Raw genomic sequence first — 21,322 nt, 5'->3', positions numbered from 1 at the left:
CGACAACCTAGTGCCGGCGGGCAAGCAATCCTCCCTCGTGGGGCCGCCGGTGGTCAGCTTGGCAGCCGCCACAACCCGAAGTCGCCGTCCCGCCGCCGGCAGAGCAGTTGACCGGTGAGGGTCTGACACTCCCCGCCCGCCCCCGGCAGCACGTCCAACGTGCGCACGGTCCCGGCACGGACGTCCAGCCGGGCGACGAGCAGCCCGCCGCCCGGGTGTCGGCGTACACCGATCAGAGGACCGTCGGAGGCGTACTGCGCCACCTCCCACCGTCCCAGCTCCGCGAGCACCCGGCCGGTCGGCGCGTCGAGCACGACGAGATTCTCGACGCCCGGCGGGGAGCTGCCCACCGAACTGGCGAGCAGCCGACCGGCGGACGGCCAGACCCATCCCCAGCGGTCGTCGCTCCAGCGCGGCACACCGGTCGCGGCGTCGATCGTCCGTACGCCGCCGGAGCGGGTCTGCACGCAGATGACGACACCGCAGTCGCTGGCGAACATCGCCTCGCCGGACGGGACGCTCCAGCGCTGCCGCAGGTCGTCAAGGCCGTACGCGGTGATCATGGCGGTACGGCCACCGATGGTGACGAGCAGGTCGCCCAGCGGCTGCACGGACACGGCGCCCGAACCGCCGGGCGGGCGGACGTCGGCACGGGCCAGGACGACGCCGGTGGCCGCCTCGCGGATCTCGGTCGGCCCGTCGGGGTGGCGCAGCACCAGACGGTCCACCCCGTACCCACCCTCGTGGAACGACAGGTCGACGCCGGGATCGACGGACATCTGCCAGCGCACCGTGCCGCAGCACGGATCGACGGCGCGCAGCGCGCCACCGTTCTCGCCCGCCGACCACAGCAGCAGAGCGCCGTCGGAGAGCCCGGTGGCGTTGCCGGGCTGCTGCCACCGGTACGCCCCGGTCTGGCGGTCCAACGCGATGGTGAGCGTCCCCTGCCCGTCCGCGCCGACCTCGTGGCCGGTGACCAGCAGCGTCTCGCCCTGCTGCGCGACCCCCCAGTACCGGCCCTCGGTCGGTAGGGACGCCCGCCAGGCCAGCTCGCCGCCGGGCAGGCGGGTGGCCCGGACCTGCCGCTGTCCCGGCTCGGACAGCGGTTCCACGAGGACGAGCAGATCGTCAGTGACCAGCGCGTCGGCGCCCGGCCCGGCCGGCAGCGTCACCACCTCACGCGGGGCGGTCGGCGTCGACGCGGCGAGGCCGACGAGCACCAGCAGCGCGACGAGCGCGGTGCGGGTCCGACGCCCCCTCCTCCACGGTGGGCGGGGCAGCGGATCGGGGTCCGACCCGTCCCGCAGCTCCCCGAGGTCGATCACCGCATCGCTCACCGGGACAACCTCCAGAGTGCCGTCGAGCCGTCGAGCCGTCGGCAGAGCAGGACGGGCCGCGCCGACTGACACCCGCCCGCCACCTCCGGCAGGACGTCCAGAATCCGCGTCCGGCCGGCGGTGAGGTCCAGCTCGGCCACGACGAGCCGACCGTCGGACGTCGGGTGTACGCCGAGCAGCGCGTCCTCCCTGCGTACCTGGTTCACGAGCTGCCACCGGCCCAACTCGGCGCGTTCCCGTCCGGTCCGCGCGTCGCGCACCGCGTACTGCTGCTCGGACGTGGCCACCAGCAGCCTGTCCCGCCGGACGTCCACCAGCATGTCCGGCCCCGGGTCCGACCAGCGGACCGCGCCGGTGGCGGGCTCGATGGTCTGGATGCCGCCGGTCTGCTGGACCGCGCACAGCAGATCCGCGCACGGTACCGCCCAGGCCACCAGCGGCACCGGCGATGTCCAGGCCCGCTCCATCGCGGGCAGCCGGAAGGCGACCAGCTCGGTGCTGCCGGGTGGTACGAGCAGCACCAGGTCGTCCACGACCTGCACCCGCTGGAACGCCGAGCGATCACCGGGCAACGTGTCGACGCTGTGTCGCAGGTCCCCGGTGTCGGCGTCGTACACCTGCACCTCACCGGTCGGCTGGACGAACACGATCTGGTCGACCTGCCCGCCCTGCCGGTGGAATTCGGTGCCACCGAACGGAACCGGCACCGACCACAGGAGCCGGCCGGTGTCGGGCGTCACCCGACTCACCGTGCCCAGCGCGTCGCCCGTGTCGTTGGCGAGGAGCATGCCCCCGTCGGTCGCCCGCTGGGCGATCCCCGGGTGACGCCAGCGCCGCTGGCCGGTCTGCGCGTCGTAGGCGGTGGTCTCCAACACACCGCTGGCGACGCTGACACCCACCGCCAGCAGCATTTCGCGTTGGATCCACACGGTCACGTAGTCACCGCTGCGCTCCAGCGCCGCGCGCCACCGACGCCGTACGCCGTCTCCGCCCGCCGGCCCGGCCTGGTCGTAGACGCTTAGGTACCGGTCCCCGGTGGGCGTGGACGCGTCGACCACCACGACGCCATCCTCGGTGAGGTACGCCGAGGCGCCCGGCGCGGTCGGCACCGACGTGACGGCACGGTGCCGGACCGGTGTCGCGCCAGCGAGGGTGACCAGGGCAAGCAGCAGCACGGCCACGGTACGCAGGGGGCGGCCGGCGGCGCGCGGCGGGCGGACCGGCGGCAGCGACGGAGGCTCGTCCCGGATCTCGCCCAGCTCGATGATCGACAAGGACCGTCCCTCCATCGCCGGCGCAACCGACCGGGTGCGGCCCGGCAAACCGGCCGTGGGCGTACCGGCCCGGCAAAAGCGACGCATCCTCGCCTGTACGATGGCGCGTCGTGGCTGTGCCGGTGGTAGACCCCTCGCTGAATTCCGTGACCGACCCCACGTCGGCCGAGGTCGAGCCGACACGGCGGCCTCGACGTCGCCCGGCCCGAGCCGACCTGTTGGCCCTCGGAGCCTATGTGGTGCTGGGCGTCTTCGTCTGCCTCAACTACTGGGGGGACGTGACCGGTCGGGTCTCGTCGCACCTGCCCACCGACCACAGTTGGTTCGAGTGGCTGTTCGCGCACGGCGCGTACTCGCTGCGGCACCTGGAGAACCCGCTGTTCACGGCCCGGCAGAACGCCCCGGACGGGGTGAACATGATGGCCAACACCTCGCTGCTCGGGGTGACGCTGCCGCTGGCCCCGCTCACCATGCTGCTCGGCCCGCAGGTGATGTACGCCCTCTACCTGGGCGGGGCCCTGGCCGCCACCGCCGGCACCGCGTACTGGATGCTCTCGCGGCACCTGGTGCGCTCGCGGGCGGCGGCCTTCGTGGGCGGGGCCTTCCTCGGTTTCGCGCCGGGCATCATCCACCACGCCAACGGCCAACCCAACTTCGTCTCCAACTTCCTGCTCCCGCTGATCGTGGTGCGGGTGCTGCGCCTCGGCGAGCCGGGCCGGTGGCGGCGCAACGGGCTGGCGCTCGGCGCGCTGGTGGCGTACCAGATCTTCATCAACGAGGAGATGCTGCTCCTCACCGCGCTGGCCTGCCTCGTCGTCGTGCTGGCGTACGCGGTACAGCGGCCCCGGGCCACCCGCGCCATGGCCGGGACGTTCCTGGCCGGGATGGGGGTGGCCGGTGGGCTGGCCCTGACGCTCACGGCGTACCCGATCTGGTTCCAGTTCGACGGCCCCCAGTCCTACCGGGGCCTGCAGGGTGGCGTCTTCCACAACTGGGGCGAGGATCTGGTCGCCTTCGTCTCCTTCGCCAGGGACACCTGGGCGGGTGACCCGGCGATCGAGAAGACGATTGGGCTGACCGAGCAGAACACCTGGTTCGGCTGGCCGCTGGTACTGCTCTCGCTGGTGGCCCTGGCGCTGCTGGTACGCCGCTCGCTCGCCGCCCGGGTCGTCGCGGTGCTCGTCGTGGTGTTCACCGTGGCCTCGATCGGGCCGTGGGTGCGCTTCGACGGGGTGGAGACCGACATCCCCGGCCCGTGGTCGTACGTGTCGGACGATCTGCCGCTGGTCGAGATGATGATGCCGACCCGGCTGGCGCTGGTGGTCGCCGCCTCGGTGGGCGTACTGCTGGCGCTGTTCTGCGACGCGGCGGCCCGGCAGGCCCGCGCGGGCCTCGCGCCGGCCCCGCGCGCCGGGGAGCCGGCCGCCGCGCCGGTCGCGCCGCGCCGACGGTGGCTGCGACCCCTGGGGTACGCGGCGGTCGCCGTCGCCCTGCTGCCGCTGTTCCCCCGGCCGCTGCCCGCGCAGCAGATCGACCCGCCGCCGCACTTCATCACCGCGGGCGGCTGGCGACCGTACGTGCCGGCGGGCCGGACCCTCGTGCCGGTGCCGATCCCGAGCAACGTGCACGGTCTGCCGACGCTGCGCTGGAGTGCCCTGACCGAGCAGGAGTTCCCCATTCCGGGCGGCTACTTCATCGGCCCGAACGAGTTGGGCGAAGGTGTCTTCGGCGCGCCGAACCGACCGACCAGCAGCCTCATCTACTCCACCATGGACGCGGGGGTCCTGCCCCCGCTCACCGACGAGAACCGGCGGCAGGCCGTCGAGGACCTGCGGTTCTGGCGGGCGTCGGTGGTGGTGCTCGGCGCCCACCCACGCGAGGCGGTGCTGCGCGAGCTGGTCACCGCGCTGCTCGGGCCGCCGCAGCGGGTCGACGACGTCTGGGTCTGGGACGTCCGCGCCCTGGTGGGCTGATCAACCGACGAGGGGCCGCACGTCCCACATCCACCCGCCGTCGACCGGGCGGCCCGCGCCGAGCAGGTCATCGACCGTCCGCCGGACGGCGTCGCCGTTGGGCAGCCGGCCGAGTACCACGACCGCCGCTCGCCAGTGCCGCAGATCCTTGACGGCCTGGCGGCGGTCGGCCGCGCTCAGCACCGGTGTCAGGCCGGTCTCGGCGACCCGGCGCAGCAGCAGGGCGGTGGGCCGGTCCGGGGCGCCCCAGCGGGCCGCCGGGTCGTCCGGCCCGCTCGGCCCGATGAAGTACCCGCCGGGGGCGTCGAACGACAGCCCGGCGCGCGCCGACCAGAGCATGACCGGGCTCAGCGCGGCGCCGGTGACCGGAGGCAGGCCCACCACGGTCCGTCCGGGCGGCACCAGCGTTCGCCATCCGCCCTCGGCGACGAAGGCCGGCACCGGCGGGACCGGAACAACCCGGATCGGAGTCGGCGTCAGCGGCAGCAACGCGGCGGCCACCGCCGACGCCCACACCAGCCGTACCGGCAGGCCCGGCACGGCCGTCCGGCGGGCCCCGGCGACGCGGTCCACGAAGAGCGCCACCAGGACGCCGAGCACCGGCACGCAGACCAGCGCGAACCGGGCCGGCACCGCCAGGTCGAGCAGCGGCAGCCCGGCGACGAGCCGGTACGGGCCCGGGATGCCGGTGGCGCTGCCGTCCACCCGCAGGTCGGTGCCGAGCGACAGCAGGGCGAAGACCACACCGCAGCCGGCCAGGGCGCGGACCAGCGGTCGTCGCCACAGCCAGACCACAACCACGACGGCGAGGACCAGCAGCCCGGGTCCGAAGAACGAGTTCTCCTCCGTCGGGTTCGGTGAGAGCAGACCCGGCAGCCAGTCGTCCCCGAGCACCGTCTGCCGGGCCGAGGCGGTGAACGACGCCGCGTCGAGCTGGAAGCCGTGCGCGGCGAAGGCCATCCCGGTGTAGTGCTGCGGGCCGTGGAACTGGAACCACAGCGGGTACGCCAGCAGCACCGCGCCGACCACCGCCGCCACCGCGAGCCGGCCGAGGAGGGCCGGCACGAGACGACGGGCCGCGGCCCGATCGGCCAGGGCGTAGCCCAGCGCGAACACCCCGGCGGCGAGCGCCAGGAAGACCAGCACCTCCTCGCCGATGAAGACCTGCCAGACGAGCAGCAGCCCGAGGCCGACACCGGGCCGCCACACCGCCGACCGGCCGGTGCCCGCCCGGAACACCAGGGCGAGGATCGCCGGCAGCAGGAACTGGGCGGCCACGTGCAGGTGCGCGCCGGCCTGGGCGACCATGCCGGGGGCGAATCCACAGACCAGCCCGCCGAGCGCCGCCGCGGAACGGGCGGAGACGAGCCGACGGCGCAGCAGCGCGTACCAGGCCGTGGCGGTGCCGGCGAGGCAGCCGACCACCGCCACACAGAACGCCACCTGCGAGCCGAACAGCAGCGTGACCGGGGCCAGCGGCACGCCCAGGCCGAGCACCGACGTGTTCGCCATCAGGTTGACGCCGTACGGCGCGTTCAGGGCGGCGCTGAAGAGCGGGTTCTCCCCCGCGACCACGGCGTGCGCCGCGTGGGCCAGCATCCACTCGAAGAGCACCTGGTCACCGGCCTGGTGGAAGAGCCGCTGAGGATGGCCCCACTGCCGGCTGGTCAGCACCGCGGCCAGCGTCAGGTAGCCCGCGACCACCAGCGCGTCCGGCAGCCACGCCGCTCGTGGCGGGCGCGCGGTCGGGGAATCGGCCGGCGTCGTCGACGGCGCCGTTCCCGTGGTCATCAGACCGAGCGGTCGGTCAGCGTCCGGACATCCCACACCCAGACGTCCAACTCCTGGCGGCCGGGGCCGACCAGCTCTTCGACGGTACGCCGCAACGGCTCGGCGTTCTGCTGACGGACCGGGAGTACGAGGATCGCCGCCCGCCAGTGCCGCAGCTCGTCCGTGAAGCGCCGGCGCTGCCGGTCGTCCAGTTTGGAGGTACGACCGGTGGTCGCCACCTCCTCCAGCAGTTGGCCCACTCCGCTGGGTCGTCCGCCGAACCGGCCAGGGTCACCGGTGTTGCCGTTGCGGGGGGCGAGGAAGTAGCCACCCGGGATCTTGAAGTCGAGGTTGGTGGCCGCCGCCCAGCGCATGCCGTGCGTGTTGCCCATGCTGGGCACCGGGATCGGCACGAGCGTCTGGTCCGGACCGACGTACGCCCGCCACCGGTCGGCGGTGATGAACTCCGGCACCGGGGGCCGGGAGACCATCCGCAGCGGCATCGGAGCGATCGGCAGCAGCGCGAACGCCAGGCCGGCGGCGGTGAGCGTCCGGACGGTACGTCGGTCGGCCGGCCGCAGCGCCCAGGCCCGCTCGACGGCGATCGCGAGCAGCAGACCGATGACCACCGTGGTGATCAGACCGAACCGGGTGGGCACCACCGCGTCCAGCAGGGGCAGGTGCACCAGCAGCTCCCACGGCCCGGTGACCAGGTCCCGGTCCCACCAGGAGATCTGCTCACCGAGCGAGAGCAGGGCGAAGAACGCGCCGGTCACGGCGAGCGCCCGGACGAGCATCTCCCGACGCAGCCAGACCACGACGCCGACGGCGAGCATCGACAGGCTCCAGCCGAAGAAGGCGTTCTCCTCCGAGTAGTTGGGCGCCAGATTGACGTTGGCCCGCTGGTTGCCGCCGAGAGTGGCCGAGCCGGGCGCGAAGAAGGCGGCGATGTCGTTGCCGTAGTCCTGCACCGCGTCGCTGAGCCCGTGGTACGCCATCGGCCCGACGAACTGCACGTACAGGGGGTACGCCAGCAGGGCCCCGGCCAGCAGCGCGCAGGCGGCGAGACCGGCGGCCAGCGGTCGCCACGCCGCCCGCCAACGGTCCGGCTCCTGGACCACCACAGCGATCAGGAAGATCCCGCAGGCCAGCGCCGTGAAGAGCAGGATCTCCTCGTTGATGAACGCCTGCGCGGTGACGAGCAGAGCCAGCAGGGCGCCGTCGCGGACCGGCCGGCGCGAACGGGTCAACACCAGGACCCGCCAGACGATGAACGGCAGCAGGAACTGGCTGATGATGTTCGGGTGCCAACTCGCGTGCGAGAGCATCGCCGGGGAGAAGCCGCAGAACCAGCCACCGACGGCCGCCGCGAGCGGCGTACGCACGAGGTGGCGGCGGAGCACGAGATACCAGGCCATGGCGGTGCCGGCGAGGCCGAGCGTCACCAGCACCACGAAGGACACCGCCGGACCGAACAGCAGGGTCACCGGCACCATCGGGATGCCCAGCGCCAGCACCGCCGTGTTGGCCATCAGGTTGACGCCGTCGGGGTAGTTGAACTGCTCGGTGTAGAACGGGTACTCACCGTGCAGCACCACCCGTACCGAGTGGGCGAGGAAGAACTGCACCTGAGCCGGGTCACCGGTGTAGAGCGACGCCACCCGGCCGGCCGGGTCCAGCCAGAGCCGGCTGGTCACCCAGAGGGCGGCGAGCAGGAACAGCGCCCCGACCGCCAGGTGTTGCCGCCGTCGGGTCCAGCGGGCCCAACGGCTCCGCCTCGGCCCGGACGCCGGGACCGTCCCGTCCGGCGCGGTGGTCGCCGCCCCGGTCTCGTCCCGGTCGACCTCGTGCGGCACGACCTGGTCCAGCGCGACCTGGGCCGGCGCGGCCTGGGCCAGCGCGGCCTGGTCCACCGCGACCTCGTGCGGCACGGCCTGGGCCGGCGCGGTTGTTTCGGGCGCGGTCGAGGTCACCGGGGCCGGGGCGGTGTCGACCCGGTCGGTCAGGGCGGCGGAGTCGCCGGGCGCCCCGACGGACCTGGCCCGGGAAGCGAGGGCGCGGGACTCGGCAGGCGTCACAGTCGGCGGAGTCTACCCGAGTGGCGAAAAGGGCACTAAAGCCCCGGTGATGTCCATTGTGGCGGACGAGGAACCGGCCAGCGGCGGCGTCGCATCGGACATCTCGTACTATGGCGCTTTCCGACAGCGACGGCGAGGCGATCGGGGGCGGATCAGGTGACTCCGGGCCGCCGGCACGGCAGGATGCTCGCCGCCCTGCTGACGGCGTTGTTGGTCAGCACCGCGTGCGGTCCCGTCGCGGACCGCGCGCCTCGCGACCTGCGGGTGGGGTACGACAGCCTCGACGGCACGCTGGCCGTGTGGCCGCCCCGGGGCGATCTGTCCGGCGACGCCGCAGCGACGACGGCGGTCACCGAGGCGGTACGCGACTGGCGGTCACCGGACGACGACCGGGCGCACCTGCCATCGTCCGGCATCCTCTTCTCCGGACGCGTCGACGGGACCCCGGTTGCCCTGGTCGCGGCCGACGTGCCGGGCGAGAGCGCGTCCTGGCTGCTGCAACTCACCGGTGACGGCGGCCGGTACGCGATCAGCCGCGCCACCGAGTACACCGACCCCGGCTACCTGGTCTACTCCGACGTGCTGCCGGTCCAGACGGCCGGCGGTCGGCGCTACCTGGTCTCGGCCCGGGTGCAGCAGTTGCTCGGGCCGCAGGGTCGGGCGTTGGCCGTCACCGACGGCCTCAGCGCCCCGGTCGACGTGCCAGCCTGCACCGCTGTCGGCGTGACGGCGACCCTGCGCGCCACCGAGTCACTGCCCCGGGGGCGGGCCGCCGACCGGCTGCTCGACCTGGGCACCGGCACGACCGACCCGCGTTATCCGCTGGTACGGGACGAGTCCGGCGCCGGCCGCCGCGCGCTCACCGGCCTGGACACCTGTGTGCTGGCCGGCGAGCGGGGCCCCTTCGGCAGCATTCCGCGCCGGATCGGCGACCGGGACGCGCCGAAGTCGGTACCGACGTCCTGGCCGATGGCGAAGCTCTCGGTCCGGTCGCTCGGCGAGGTGGCGCTCGGCGGCGGCGAGCCGGCCGAGTTGCAGCAGCTCAGCTGGGACACCGACGCCGGCACGATGACCGCCGTCGTCTACCGGCCGGCGGACGGGAGCGCCCCGGTGGTGTCGCCGGCCGACCGGGCCACCCCGTTGCAGACGTACCAGCTTCCGATCCCCAACCAGCCGCTGCTGGTGCTCAGCTGGCGGGCCACCCGGGACAGCTCGCTCTCCGTGCCGCCGGGCACCCCGCTGCTGGTGGAACGCCCCGGCCTGGTGGTCGTGCCGGAGCCGTCCCACACCCAGACCTACAGCCTCGCCAACACCGACAAAACCCACTACCGCTCAGTAAGCCCCCACCGCTAACCCCCACCCCACCCCACCCCGCCCCACCCCGCCCGGCCCGCCCCGGCCCGCCCCGGCCCGCCCCGGCCCGCCCCGGCCTGCCCCGGCGATCTTGCACTTTCTGCTGCGACACAAGGCGCAAAAGGGTGCGCTTCGACAACCGAAAGTGCAAGATCGGCGCGCGGCGAGAGGGTGGGAGGGTGGCGGGAGGGCGGGAGGGTGGGAGGTCGCGCGGGGACGCGGCCGGGGTGGCGCGGACGCACGACGGCGGGCAGCCCCTGGGGGCGCCCGCCGTCGGTGGAGCCGGGGCTAGTTCTGGGCGGCCGTGTTGCTGGTGGGGGTCAGGTGGTCCGGGGTGGCGTCCAGGCGGGAGATCCAGCCGGTGACGTCACGGGCCACGTCCTGCGCGGTCAGGCCGAGGTCGGCGAGGATCTGCGCGCGGGTGCCGTGCGGGTGCCAGTCGGCCGGTACGCCCAGGTCCTTGAGCGGCACCCGGACGTCGGCGTCGCGCATCGCCTGGCCGATAGCGTCGCCGACACCGCCGACGCGGACGCCGTCCTCGACGGTGACCACCAGGCGGTGGCGGGCGGCCATGTCGACCAGCTCGGCCGGGACCGGACGCACCCAGCGGGGGTCGACCACGGTGACGCCGTAGCCGTGCTCGGCGACCCGGGCGGCGACCTCCATGCCCATCTGGCCGAAGGAACCGACGGCGACGAGAAGCACGTCGGTACGCGCCGACTCGGCCAGCACGTCGACGGTGCCGACCCGGCGCAGCGCCGGAAGGTCCGCGGCGACCGCGCCGGTCGGGAAGCGCAGGACCGTCGGGCCGTCGTCGGTGGCGACCGCCTCGCGCAGCTCCTCGCGGAGGGTGACGGCGTCACGGGGAGCGGCGATCCGCAGACCGGGCACCACCCCGAAGACCGACATGTCCCAGATGCCGTAGTGGCTGGGGCCGTCCGGGCCGGTGATGCCCGCCCGGTCCAGCACGAAGGTCACCGGCAGCTTGTGCATCGCCACGTCCAGCAGGACCTGGTCGAAGGCACGGTTGAGGAACGTGGCGTAGACGGCGACCACCGGGTGCAGGCCACCGAGCGCCAGGCCGGCCGCCGAGGTGGCGGCGTGCTGCTCGGCGATGCCCACGTCGTACACCCGCTCGGGGTACTTGCGGGCCAGCTTGGCGATGCCGGTCGGCTCGGCCATGGCGGCGGTGATGCCCACCACGTCGGGCCGATCGTCGGCGATGGCCAGCAGCTCGTCGGCGAAGACGTGGGTCCACTTCACCGAGGGTGCGGCCAGCAGCGTGCCGGTCTCCACGTCGAAGGCGCTGCTCGGGCCGTGCAGGCAGTCCGCCTCGTCCTCCTCGGCCGGACGGTAGCCGTACCCCTTGCGGGTCACGGCGTGCACGATCACCGGGCCGCCGAAGTTCTTCGCCGCGCGCAGGGCCGACTCGACGGCCGCCACGTCGTGCCCGTCCACCGGGCCGACGTACTTGATGCCCAGGTCCTCGAACATGGCCTGCGGGGCGACCGCGTCCTTGATGCCCTTCTTGACCGCGTGCAGCACCTCGTACATCGGCTTGCCGACCAACGGGGTGGAGCCGAGGGCGTCCTTGACCGTGTCGAGGACCTTCTCGTAGCCCGGGTTGAGTCGCAGCGAGGAGAGGTGGTCGGCCAGCCCGCCGATGGTGGGCGAGTAGGACCGGCCGTTGTCGTTGACCACGATGACCAGCGAGTTGCCGGCGGTGGCGATGTTGTTCAGCGCCTCCCAGCACATGCCGCCGGTGAGCGCGCCGTCGCCGACCACGGCCACGACGCTGCGCTGCTCACCGCGCAGGGCGTACGCCTTGGCCAGCCCGTCGGCGTAGGAGAGCGCGGTGGAGGCGTGCGAGTTCTCGATGAGGTCGTGCTCGCTCTCGGCCTGGCTGGGGTAGCCGGAGAGGCCACCGCGCTGGCGGAGCTTGTCGAAGCCGGCCTGCCGCCCGGTGAGGATCTTGTGCACGTACGCCTGGTGGCCCGTGTCGAACAGGAGCCGGTCCCGGGGGGAGTCGAAGACGCGGTGCATGGCCAGCGTCAGCTCGACCACGCCGAGGTTGGGCCCGACGTGCCCGCCGGTGCGGGAGACCTTGGCGATCAGGAAGTCCCGGATCTCGGCGGCGAGCACATCCAGCTCCTCGCCGGACATCCGCTTGACGTCCTGCGGACCTCGGACCGTCTCCAGCAGCCGACCGTGGTTGGCCGTGTCCTCTTCAACGCTCATGACCGGAGAGTCTATCGGCCGCCCGGTACTCCGCAGCCTGGCCCGAGCCGCTTGCCGCGGAGCAGCCCGCTGAGCACCTGGTCAGGCTGGCGGCAGCAGTAGTCCGACGCACTCGACGTGCTGGGTCATCGGGAACAGGTCGAAGCCGCGCAGCGCCGTCAGCCGCCAGCCCAGCTCGGCGAAGGTGCGGACGTCCCGGGCGAAGGCCGCCGGATCACACGCCACGTACGCGACCGCCCGTGGACCGGCGGCGGCCAGGGCGCGCACCACCGGGGCGCCGGCGCCGGAGCGCGGCGGGTCGAGCACCACCACGTCGACCGGGCCGGTGATCCGTCGGCGGGCCAGCGCGGTCTCCACCCGCGCCGACACGACCTCGACGCGGGGCAGGTCGGCCAGGTTCTCCCGGGCGGCGGCGACACCCTGCGCGGAGGCCTCCACCAACGTCACCCGACCGGACGCGCCGACGCGGGCGGCCAGCCCGGCGGCGAACAGCCCGGCGCCCCCGTAGAGGTCCCAGGCGACCTCGCCCGGTCGGGGGTCCAGAAGCTCCAGCACGGCCGTGTTCAGCGTGTCGGCCGCCGCCGGGTGCACCTGCCAGAACGCGGACGCGGGCAGCGCCCAGTCCCGCCCGGCGGCCACCTCACGGACCTCGGTGGGCCCGCTCACCGGGGTGACGGCCCCGTCGCGGACCTCGGCGACGCTCACGTCCCCGCCGCCGCTGACGACGGTCTCCACCGCCTCCGCTGCCGGCCAGCGCGCACCGGCCGGACTGAGCACCGCAAGCTGCTGGATGGCCGGGTGGGCGATGCGGCAACGGTCGATCGGCACGACCTCGTGCGAGCGGTGTTTGAGCAGGCCCGCCCGGTCGGCGGCGTCGACCGCGTAGCGGACCCGGGTACGCCAGCCGAGCGGTCCGCCCGGGAGCGCCTCCACCTGCACGCCGAGCCGATCCAGCTCGACGTCGGTGAGCCCGCCGAGACGGGCCAACTGCTCCCGCACCACGGCGGTCTTCCAGGCCAACTGCGCGGCCGGGGCGACGTGTTGCAGGTCGCACCCGCCGCAGGCGCCCGGCTTCGCGTACGGGCAGGGCGGCTGCACCCGGTCCGGCGAGGGGTCCAGCACGGTCACGGCGTCGGCCCGGACGAACCCCCGGTGCACCTCGGTGACCTCGGCGATCACCCGTTCTCCGGGCAGCGCGTGGCGGACGAACACCACCTGCCCGTCCACCCGGGCGACACAGTGCCCGCCGGGGGCCACCGCGTCGACGGTCAGTTCGACCCGCTCCGCCTCGCCGAGGCCCCGCTCGGCCGTCGAAACCGAGGCCGATGCCGATGCCGAGGCCGGGGCCGTGGCCGCAGCCGTACCCGCGGTCGTGCGCTCAGTCACGGCTCTCTCCCAGCGTCTCGCCGCCCGCCGGGGTGGCCTCGCCGGGCGGCGGCGCGGCCACCGCCGCCGGCACGGTGCCCCGGGGTCCACGCGCCGGAGTGTTGGAGAGCGTGGCGTCGAGCCGGTCCAGGTTCTTGCTGGCGGTCGAGGCGAGCTGCCACGGCACGCTGACCACCATGACCCCCGGTTCGAAGAGCAGCCGGCCCTTGAGGCGCAGCGCGCTCTGGTTGTGCAGCAGGTTCTCCCACCAGCGCCCCACCACGTACTCGGGGATGAAGACGGTGACCACGTCGCGCGGCGACGTACGGCGGGTGGAGGCGACGAAGTCCAGGATCGGTCGGGTGATCTCCCGGTACGGCGAGTCGACGACGGTGAGCGGGATCGCCATCTCCCGCCGTTCCCAGTCGGCCTGCAGGTCGCGGGTGTCCTTCTCGTCCACGTTGACGGTCACCGCGGTCAACGTGTCCGGGCGGGTGGCCCGGGCGTACGCGATGGCCCGCAACGTCGGCTGGTGCAGCTTGCTGACCAGCACGATCGCGTGGTTGCGGGCGGGCAGCACGCCCCGGCTCTCGTCCGGCGGGGTCAGTTCGGCGGCGACCCGGTCGTAGTGCCGGCGGATGGCCAGCATCAGCGCGTAGATCACCGCCATCGCGGCGATCGCGATCCACGCGCCGAGCAGGAACTTGGTGATCAGGACGATCACCAGCACCGTGCCGGTCAGGCCCATGCCGAACGTGTTGATGGCCCGGGAGCGGTGCATCCGCTTGCGGGCCTCCGGGTCCCGCTCGGTGCGCAGCCGCCGGTTCCAGTGCCGGATCATGCCGGCCTGGGAGACGGTGAACGAGACGAACACCCCGACGATGTAGAGCTGGATGAGCCGGGTCACCTCGGCCTGGAAGCCGACGATCAGGACGATCGCGAAGAGGGCGAGGAACGTGATGCCGTTGGAGAAGGCCAGCCGGTCGCCCCGGGTGTGGAACTGGCGGGGCAGGTAGCGGTCCTGGGCGAGGATCGAGCCGAGCACCGGAAAGCCGTTGAACGCGGTGTTCGCGGCCAGGAAGAGGATGAGCGCGGTCATCCCGGCCACCACGTAGAGCAGGATCGAGCCGGCGCCGAAGACCGTCTCGCCGAGCTGGGTGGTGACCGTCTTCTGCACGTACCCCTCGGGGCCCGAGACGATCTGCAGGGCGGGGTCCTCGACGAACTGCAGGTGGGTCAGCCGGGCCAGCCAGATGATCCCGACGAGCAGGCTCACCGCGATCGCGCCCAGCAGCAGCAGTGTGGTGGCGGCGTTGCGGCTCTTCGGCGCCTTGAACGCGGGGACGCCGTTGGAGATCGCCTCGACGCCGGTGAGCGCGGCCGCGCCCGAGCTGAACGTCCGCAGCAGCAGGAAGATCAGCGCGAAGCCGGTCACGCTGTGCTCGGCCTGGATGACCAGGTCGGCGCTGGGCGCGCGGAGGTCGTCGCCCAGGACGAAGACGCGGAACAGCCCGGTGAGCAGCATTCCGCCCATCACGATCACGAAGCCGTAGGTGGGGATGGCGAAGGCGGTACCCGACTCGCGCAGCCCGCGCAGGTTGACGGCGGTCAGCAGGATCACCGCGAGGACCGCGATCATGACCTTGTGGGTGGCCACGAACGGGACCACCGAGCCGAGGTTGGCCACCCCCGAGGAGACGGACACGGCCACCGTGAGCACGTAGTCGACCAGCAGGGCGCTGGCCACGCCGATGCCGAACTTGGGGCCGAGGTTGACCGTGGCCACCTCGTAGTCGCCGCCGCCGGAGGGGTAGGCGTGCACGTTCTGCCGGTAGCTGGCCACCACCGTGAGCATCACCACGACGACCGCGAAGGCGATCCACGGGGAGAACACGAACGCCGACGCCCCGGCGATCGACAGGGTCAGCAGGATCTCGTCAGGCGCGTACGCGACGCTGGACAGCGCGTCGGAGGCGAACACGGGCAGCGCGATGCGCTTCGGCAGGAGGGTGTGCTGCAGGCGGTCGGACCGGAACGGTCGACCGAGGAGCAGCCGCTTCAGCAGCGAGGTGGGACTGGCCACGAACGCCAAGAGTACGACCACCACGGTGCGAACGCGGGGGTGGGCGATCATCGCCGTGCACGGCGGCGGGGTACGGTCGGTCCCCGCTCTCGACCGGGACGTGGCAGGCTCGCACTCGAAGGCCACCGGTAGCGGGAACGGTACGCACCTTGGGAGGGACAGCGTGCACGTCGTGATCATGGGATGTGGGCGGGTCGGGTCGACCCTCGCCCACAGCCTGGAGTCCCGGGGACACTCGGTGGCGGTGATCGATCAGGACGCCGACGCCTTCCGCCGGCTCGGCCCCGACTTCGCCGGCATCACGGTGACCGGGGCGGGCTTCGACGGCGAGGTGCTGCGCCAGGCCGGCATCGAGCGGGCGGACGCCTTCGCGGCGGTCTCCAGCGGCGACAACTCCAACATCATCTCGGCCCGCCTGGCCCGCGAGACCTTCGGCGTGTCCCGGGTCGCGGCCCGGATCTACGACCAGCGCCGGGCGCAGGTGTACGAGCGCCTCGGCATCCCCACCGTGGCGACGGTGCGCTGGACGGCCGACCGGATGCTGCGGCACCTGGTGCCCGAGGGCAACGTGGAGATCTTCCGCGACCCGACCAGCACCGTGTCGATCGTCGAGGTCCCGGTGCACCGGGAGTGGATCGGTCACCCGGTGCACGTGCTGGAGCAGTCCTCGGGTGCGCGGGTCGCCTACCTGATCCGCTTCGGCATCGGAACGCTGCCCACCGCGTCCACCCTCGTGCAGGAGGGTGACCAGGTGTTCATGCTGGTCAGCGACGACATCGTGGCCGCGGTCACGGCGGTGGCGGCGACGCCGCCGGAAGGAGGGCACTGAGCCATGCGGATCGCCATCGCCGGCGCCGGCAACGTGGGCCGTTCGATCGCCCAGGAGCTGATCGAGAACGGCCACCAGGTGATGCTGATCGAGCGTCAACCGAAGATGCTCCGACCGGACCGGGTGCCCGCCGCCGAGTGGGTGCTCGCCGACGCGTGCGAGGTGGCCAGCCTGGAGGAGGCGAACGTCGCCGGCTGTGACGTGGTGGTCGCCGCCACCGGCGACGACAAGACCAACCTGGTGCTGTCGCTGCTGGCCAAGACCGAGTTCGCGGTGCCCCGCGTGGTCGCCCGGGTCAACCGGGCGGAGAACGAGTGGCTCTTCACCGAGCAGTGGGGCGTCGACGTCGCGGTGAGCAAGCCCCGGGTGATGGCCGCCCTGGTCGAGGAGGCGGTCACCGTCGGCGACCTGGTCCGGCTCATGACGTTCCGGCAGGGCGAGGCCAACCTGGTCGAGATCACCCTGCCGCCGACCGCCCCGTACGTCGGTCAGCCCCTGCACGCGGTGCCGCTGCCCCGCGACTCCGCCCTGGTGGCGATCCTGCGCGGCAAGCGTGTCCTGGTGCCCAGCCCGGACGACCCCATCGAGGCCGGCGACGAGTTGATCTTCGTTTGTACGGCCGAGGTGGAGGACGACGTGCGCGCGGTCATCCTCGGCCCGGACAGCGTCGAGCGGACCCGCGGGTCACGCTGAGCCGGCCCCGGCCCCGGCGCCGGCCCTGCTCAGGCGCCGGGCAGCGGGGTGGGCTGCGGCTCCCGGGTGACCCGGCGCACCGTCCAGACGGTGATGAGCAGCAACAGCGCGTACGGCGGATAGCCCAGCGCCAACCGGGCCACGCCCAGCGCGGTGTCCTGGTGGGCCAGGTAGAGCCCGGCCTGCACGCCCACCTTGGCGAGCCACACCACGCCCCAGAGCACGGTCAGCCGGGTGAAGATGCGCACCAACTTCGGGTCGGTCCGCCACTCGGAACGGCCCTTGGCGACCAGCACCGACCAGATCCAACCGACGAGGGGCTGTCGGACGGCCGCCGAGATCAGCAGGGCGATGCCGTAGCCGATGCCGTACAGGATGCCGGGCAGGTAGAAGTCGCGCTCATCGCCGGTACGCCACGCGATGGCGGCGCCGATGCCGACGCCGAACAGACCGTTGACCGCATGTCGGATCGGCCGGCGCTGAGCCAGCCGCAACCCGGCGATCAGCAGCGCGACGGCCACCGAGGCGATCACGGCGGGCCGCAGGTCACCGATGATGTTGGCGACCACGAAGACGACCACCGGGATGCTCGACTCGACCAGCCCACGCCAGCCGCCGAGCTGGTCGGCCATCTGCTCGGCGATCGTCGGCAGCGCCTCGTCGTCCTCGGCAGGAGTCTCCGGCTGTGCCGCCCGGTCCTGTCCCGTCGTCATGACCGGCCTTCCGTCCCCGGCGCCGTCACTTCGGCGAGTCCAGCTCGTAGTACGGGTTGTAGATGACCTTGCGGTCGTCGCGCATCGCCACCCGGCCACGAGCGGTCAGGTGCCGCCCCGGCTCGATCCCGGAGATGTGCCGCCGGCCCAGCCAGACCAGGGTGACGACGTCGCTGCCGTCGTACAGGTCGGCCTCCAGGGTGGGCAGGTTGGTGCGCGGCGTGTAGACCACGGTGCGCAGCCGACCGGCGACCGAGACCAGTTGGCCCCGGGAGCACTGCTGGGCCAGGACGCCACCGCACTCGGCGCTCTCCTGCCGCAGCTCCTGCGCGTCGATCTCGGCCTCGCTGGCGGTGAACCGTTGCAGGATGCGCCGCAGCGACACCTTGCTCTCGTCGGTCGTCATGACCTCCGCGTCACCCTCTCCACGCTCGCCGGGACCAGCCCGGCTCCGGCGACGCCGGAACCGTCCCGCCATCGTACGCCGACGGGGTCGGTTCCGGCGGGCCGGGACGCGGTCGTTCAGACCTGGCGGGGCTCGCTGGACGCGTCCTCGGCCTGGTCGGCCATCTCGCGGGGCAGTCGCAGCGGCAACGGCTCACGGACCGGCTTCGCCTCCTGGCCACGGTCGACCACCAGGCCTTCCAGGCACTCGGCGAGCGGGCCCGAGCTGGCCGAATCGGTGGCCGCCGGCCCCTGGAAGACGCCACGGACCATCCAGCGCGGCCCGTCGACGCCGACGAACCGCAGGTTGGTCGGGCCGTCCGGGGTCCGTACCTGGGCGTGCAACTCCGTGCCGTACTCGCCGTCGACCTCCTGCGCGGAGGCGCCGTCCCGCAGCAGCGACTGCCGGATCTCCTCGCGCACCTCGTCCCAGATCCCCTCGGACCGGGGGGCCGCGAAGACGCCGAGCTGCAACGCGTTGTCCCCGTGCACCAGCACGACCTGCTGGATCACGCCCTGCGGGTCGGCCTGCACCCGCACCTCCACCTCGGCGACCGCCGGAATGTGCAGGCTGCCCAGGTCGAGCCGCTGCACCTCGTCGTCAACCTCGGAGATGTCGTACGGCCCGCGCACCAGCGCCGCCGCCGCGCCGCCCTCGTCGAGGACCTCGGTGCCCCGCTCGTCGCGGGTGTGCCGCCCGGCGTCGGCCCGCTTTCGGGAGAAGATCACTGCGCCCACCCTCCGCTGTTCACGATCACCCTGCCACTTCTTCCGTCTGCCCGCCGGCCGGCGACGGCACCAGCTGAGCGTGCCCACCGGTCGAACCGTGCCCGCCGGTACCACGCGTGGACCCGGGCAGCTCGGCCACCGGCTCGAACCGCGCCCGTGCCACGCGCTGGATCACGAGCTGGGCGATCCGGTCCCCGCGAGAGATCTTCGCGGGCGTGTCCCGATCATGGTTGATCAGGTTGACCATGATCTCACCCCGATAGCCGGCGTCGACCGTACCGGGCGCGTTGAGCACCGTCACGCCGAGCCTGGCCGCCAGGCCGGACCGGGGATGGACCAGGCCCACGTAGCCGTCCGGCAGGGCGACGGCCACGCCGGTGGGCACCAGGGCGCGGCCGCCGGGCGGCAGCTCCACGTCCGCGGCGGCCACCAGGTCGGCCCCGGCATCGCCGGGATGGGCGTACGTGGGCATCGGCAGCTCGGCATCGAGCAGCCGTACGGGCACGGGTACGACGTCGGTCACGGGTCCCCTCTTCGGTCCGGTTGTCTCCGGTGACCCTGCCATCCTGCCGGTTGGCCGGCCCGCCGTGCGCCGTACCCTCGCAGGAGTGAGCATGTCGCCCTCCCCGTCCGCCGATCGGCCAGGGGTTCCGGCCCGCCCGGCGTACGCCGAACGGCTGGACCTGCCCTGGTGGCTGTGGCTGATCAGCCTGGTGGCCGCCGGACTGCTGGCGGTCGAGATCTGGATGGGTGGCTCCGGCGCCCGCGCCTGGGTGCCCTTCGCCGTGCTGCTGCCGGTCACCGCCGTCGGGCTGTGGTGGCTGGGCCGGATCGGGGTGGCGGTCGTCGACGGTGAGCTGCGGGTGGATGACGCCCGGCTGCCGGCGCGCTTCGTGGGCGACGTGGTCCCGTTGGACGCCTCCGGGCGTCGTGAGGTGCTGGGCGTGGGCGCGGACCCGCTCGCCTTCGTGGTGCAGCGGCCGTGGATCAGCGGCGCGGTGCAGGTGGTGCTCGACGACCCGGCCGACCCGACCCCGTTCTGGGTGGTGAGCAGCCGGCGTCCGGTCGAGTTGGCCGAGGCGCTGCTGGCCGCGCGGGACGCCGCCAGGCCCGCCGACACCAGGCCCGCCGACACCACGGCCGGCGAGCCGGGCTGAACGCCGCCCAGGGCCCGCTCAGGTGCCCGTGGGCGGGCCGGGCAGGGCCGGCGGTGACGCCGGCCGGGCGATGCCGCGACGACGCAGGTCCGCCTGGAGCTGGTCGGCCATCTGGCGGGTGGCCCGGCGGTTCAGGAAGCTGGCCACCGCCGCGCCCGTGAGGAACGGCCCGAGGGTGGTGAGGTTGCGGCCGAAGCGCCGCAGCAGCATGTCCCGCATCTCCTTGCGGGCGGCGGTGCCGAGCACCGCGCCGACCCCCACGCCGGGCACCATCGGGTTGACCCCGCGCTGAGTGGCCCAGGAGTGCACCAGGGCCACCGCCCGCTGACTGCCGGCGTCGGGCAACGACACGCCGTGGATCTCGTGCAGCTCACCGATCAGTTTCAGCTCCACCGCCACAACGGCGACGGTCTCGGCGGCGAGCAGCACAGGCGCGGAGAGCAGCGTGGGCGCCACCGTCCACTCGACGGCGGCGACTCCCCCGCCGGCCGCGCCGATCCCGGCCGTGGTGCGGGAGGCGTTACGGATCAGTCGCTCGGCCAAGGCGGCGTCGTCCAGGCCGGGGAAGTGTCGACGCAGGGTGGCCAGGTCCCGGACCGGCACGTGCGGGGCTATCTCGGCCACCGTGTCGACCATCCAGCGCACCGCGGCACGGGGCTTGAACAGGTCGGAGATGCCCCGGCTGCGGGCCTGGGACACCATCCGGGTGAGTAGTTGGCGTCGCCGGGCCGGCGCGATGTCGTCCTCGGTCAACGCCGCGACGGTGGCGCCGAGGTCGTCCGCGCCGCCGTCGGTGGTGTCGCCTCGATCGCTCATGGGTGGAACCTCCCGGTGCTGTGGCTACCCGCTACGAGTCAAGCAGGTACCCACCGGCGTCGCACGCCTACACCGGTAGCGGCGGCCCCGATCAGGAGGCCGCCGCCGGTGTCGTGCGTGTCAGACGCACTCTCGGCAGATCAGCTCGCCGTTGCGCTCGACCGCCAGCTGGCTGCGATGGTGGACCAGGAAGCAGCGGGCACAACGGAACTCGTCCTGCTGCATCGGTAGCACCTTGACAGTGAGCTCCTCGTCGGCCAGGTCGGCACCGGGCAGCTCGAAGCTCTCGGCGACCTCGGCCTCGTCGACGTCCACCGCGCCCGACTGTGAGTCGACGCGCCGGGCCTTGAGCTCTTCCAGGCTGTCCTCGCCGAGGTCGACCTCGTCGCGACGCGGGGCGTCGTAGTCGGTGGCCATCGGATGTCACTCTCCCATATCGATGTTGTCGCTTCCGGTTGTAACGCCGGACG

Annotated in this window: 18 protein-coding genes; 5 read left to right on the top strand and 13 right to left on the bottom strand. The window is 73.2% G+C overall.

Annotated features, from left to right (window positions below):
• Positions 1-53 precede the first annotated feature (53 nt).
• A complete protein-coding gene (locus AB0I89_RS09275) occupies positions 54-1,337 on the bottom strand; it encodes a PQQ-binding-like beta-propeller repeat protein (RefSeq protein WP_357122752.1) in 1,284 nt (427 codons plus the stop codon).
• Positions 1,334-2,611, bottom strand: a complete 1,278-nt coding sequence (locus tag AB0I89_RS09270) for a PQQ-binding-like beta-propeller repeat protein (protein WP_357122749.1) — start codon at positions 2,609-2,611, stop codon at positions 1,334-1,336. The genes AB0I89_RS09275 and AB0I89_RS09270 overlap by 4 nt, the downstream gene beginning before the upstream one ends.
• Before the next feature lie 122 nt (positions 2,612-2,733).
• Between AB0I89_RS09270 and AB0I89_RS09265 the strand changes: the two genes are divergently transcribed.
• Positions 2,734-4,584, top strand: coding sequence for a hypothetical protein (locus AB0I89_RS09265; protein WP_357123375.1), 1,851 nt, complete (start codon positions 2,734-2,736; stop codon positions 4,582-4,584).
• Here the strand turns inward: AB0I89_RS09265 and AB0I89_RS09260 are convergent, their stop codons facing one another.
• Both AB0I89_RS09260 and AB0I89_RS09255 read right to left on the bottom strand, forming a co-directional pair.
• Positions 4,585-6,375 (bottom strand): hypothetical protein, encoded by a 1,791-nt coding sequence (locus tag AB0I89_RS09260; protein WP_357122746.1) that lies wholly within the window; start codon positions 6,373-6,375, stop codon positions 4,585-4,587. It abuts the gene before it with no gap.
• Positions 6,375-8,285 (bottom strand): hypothetical protein, encoded by a 1,911-nt coding sequence (locus AB0I89_RS09255; protein WP_357123372.1) that lies wholly within the window; start codon positions 8,283-8,285, stop codon positions 6,375-6,377. The genes AB0I89_RS09260 and AB0I89_RS09255 overlap by 1 nt, the downstream gene beginning before the upstream one ends.
• Before the next feature lie 330 nt (positions 8,286-8,615).
• On the opposite strand from AB0I89_RS09255, the gene AB0I89_RS09250 reads away from it, so the two are divergent.
• Positions 8,616-9,785: a hypothetical protein gene (locus AB0I89_RS09250; RefSeq protein WP_357123369.1), complete on the top strand. Its 1,170-nt coding sequence runs from the start codon at positions 8,616-8,618 to the stop codon at positions 9,783-9,785.
• Positions 9,786-10,073: 288 nt separating this feature from the next.
• Here the strand turns inward: AB0I89_RS09250 and dxs are convergent, their stop codons facing one another.
• From dxs to AB0I89_RS09235, 3 genes are all read right to left on the bottom strand, one after another.
• A complete protein-coding gene (gene dxs / locus AB0I89_RS09245; RefSeq protein WP_357122743.1) occupies positions 10,074-12,023 on the bottom strand; it encodes a 1-deoxy-D-xylulose-5-phosphate synthase in 1,950 nt (649 codons plus the stop codon).
• Between the two features lie 81 nt (positions 12,024-12,104).
• A complete protein-coding gene (locus AB0I89_RS09240; RefSeq protein ID WP_357123366.1) occupies positions 12,105-13,295 on the bottom strand; it encodes a TRAM domain-containing protein in 1,191 nt (396 codons plus the stop codon).
• A gap of 106 nt (positions 13,296-13,401) precedes the next feature.
• Complete coding sequence (locus AB0I89_RS09235; RefSeq protein WP_357122739.1) at positions 13,402-15,471, bottom strand: APC family permease; 2,070 nt, start codon at positions 15,469-15,471, stop codon at positions 13,402-13,404.
• 163 nt (positions 15,472-15,634) lie between these two features.
• Here AB0I89_RS09235 and AB0I89_RS09230 point away from each other — a divergent pair, with 163 nt between their 5' ends.
• A complete protein-coding gene (locus AB0I89_RS09230; RefSeq protein WP_357122736.1) occupies positions 15,635-16,300 on the top strand; it encodes a TrkA family potassium uptake protein in 666 nt (221 codons plus the stop codon).
• Positions 16,301-16,303: 3 nt separating this feature from the next.
• Positions 16,304-16,993 (top strand): TrkA family potassium uptake protein, encoded by a 690-nt coding sequence (locus AB0I89_RS09225; protein WP_355053285.1) that lies wholly within the window; start codon positions 16,304-16,306, stop codon positions 16,991-16,993.
• A 29-nt stretch (positions 16,994-17,022) separates the two neighbouring features.
• On the opposite strand, the gene AB0I89_RS09220 is transcribed toward AB0I89_RS09225, so the two are convergent.
• The 4 genes from AB0I89_RS09220 to dut form a co-directional block, all read right to left on the bottom strand.
• Positions 17,023-17,706 carry a DUF3159 domain-containing protein gene (locus AB0I89_RS09220; protein WP_357122733.1) on the bottom strand — a complete coding sequence of 228 codons (684 nt, stop codon included), beginning with the start codon at positions 17,704-17,706 and terminating at the stop codon, positions 17,023-17,025.
• A 25-nt stretch (positions 17,707-17,731) separates the two neighbouring features.
• A complete protein-coding gene (locus AB0I89_RS09215) occupies positions 17,732-18,112 on the bottom strand; it encodes an OB-fold nucleic acid binding domain-containing protein (RefSeq protein ID WP_357122730.1) in 381 nt (126 codons plus the stop codon).
• A gap of 116 nt (positions 18,113-18,228) precedes the next feature.
• Positions 18,229-18,879 carry a DUF3710 domain-containing protein gene (locus AB0I89_RS09210; protein WP_357122727.1) on the bottom strand — a complete coding sequence of 217 codons (651 nt, stop codon included), beginning with the start codon at positions 18,877-18,879 and terminating at the stop codon, positions 18,229-18,231.
• A 25-nt stretch (positions 18,880-18,904) separates the two neighbouring features.
• Entirely contained in the window at positions 18,905-19,402 is a 498-nt protein-coding gene (gene dut, locus AB0I89_RS09205) for a dUTP diphosphatase (RefSeq protein WP_357122724.1), read from the bottom strand.
• A gap of 91 nt (positions 19,403-19,493) precedes the next feature.
• Between dut and AB0I89_RS09200 the strand changes: the two genes are divergently transcribed.
• The gene (locus AB0I89_RS09200; RefSeq protein WP_357122720.1) at positions 19,494-20,036 is read left to right on the top strand and encodes a DUF3093 domain-containing protein; all 543 of its coding nucleotides are present in this window, start codon (positions 19,494-19,496) and stop codon (positions 20,034-20,036) included.
• 18 nt (positions 20,037-20,054) lie between these two features.
• Here AB0I89_RS09200 and AB0I89_RS09195 read toward each other — a convergent pair whose 3' ends face one another.
• Entirely contained in the window at positions 20,055-20,852 is a 798-nt protein-coding gene (locus AB0I89_RS09195) for a hypothetical protein (protein WP_357122717.1), read from the bottom strand.
• A gap of 120 nt (positions 20,853-20,972) precedes the next feature.
• Positions 20,973-21,269: a DUF4193 domain-containing protein gene (locus tag AB0I89_RS09190; protein WP_007075406.1), complete on the bottom strand. Its 297-nt coding sequence runs from the start codon at positions 21,267-21,269 to the stop codon at positions 20,973-20,975.
• Positions 21,270-21,322 lie beyond the last annotated feature (53 nt).

The organism is Micromonospora sp. NPDC049801 (genome assembly GCF_040656575.1).
In the GTDB taxonomy this organism is placed as follows: domain Bacteria; phylum Actinomycetota; class Actinomycetes; order Mycobacteriales; family Micromonosporaceae; genus Micromonospora.
This window is presented reverse-complemented; position numbering and strand designations above follow the sequence as displayed.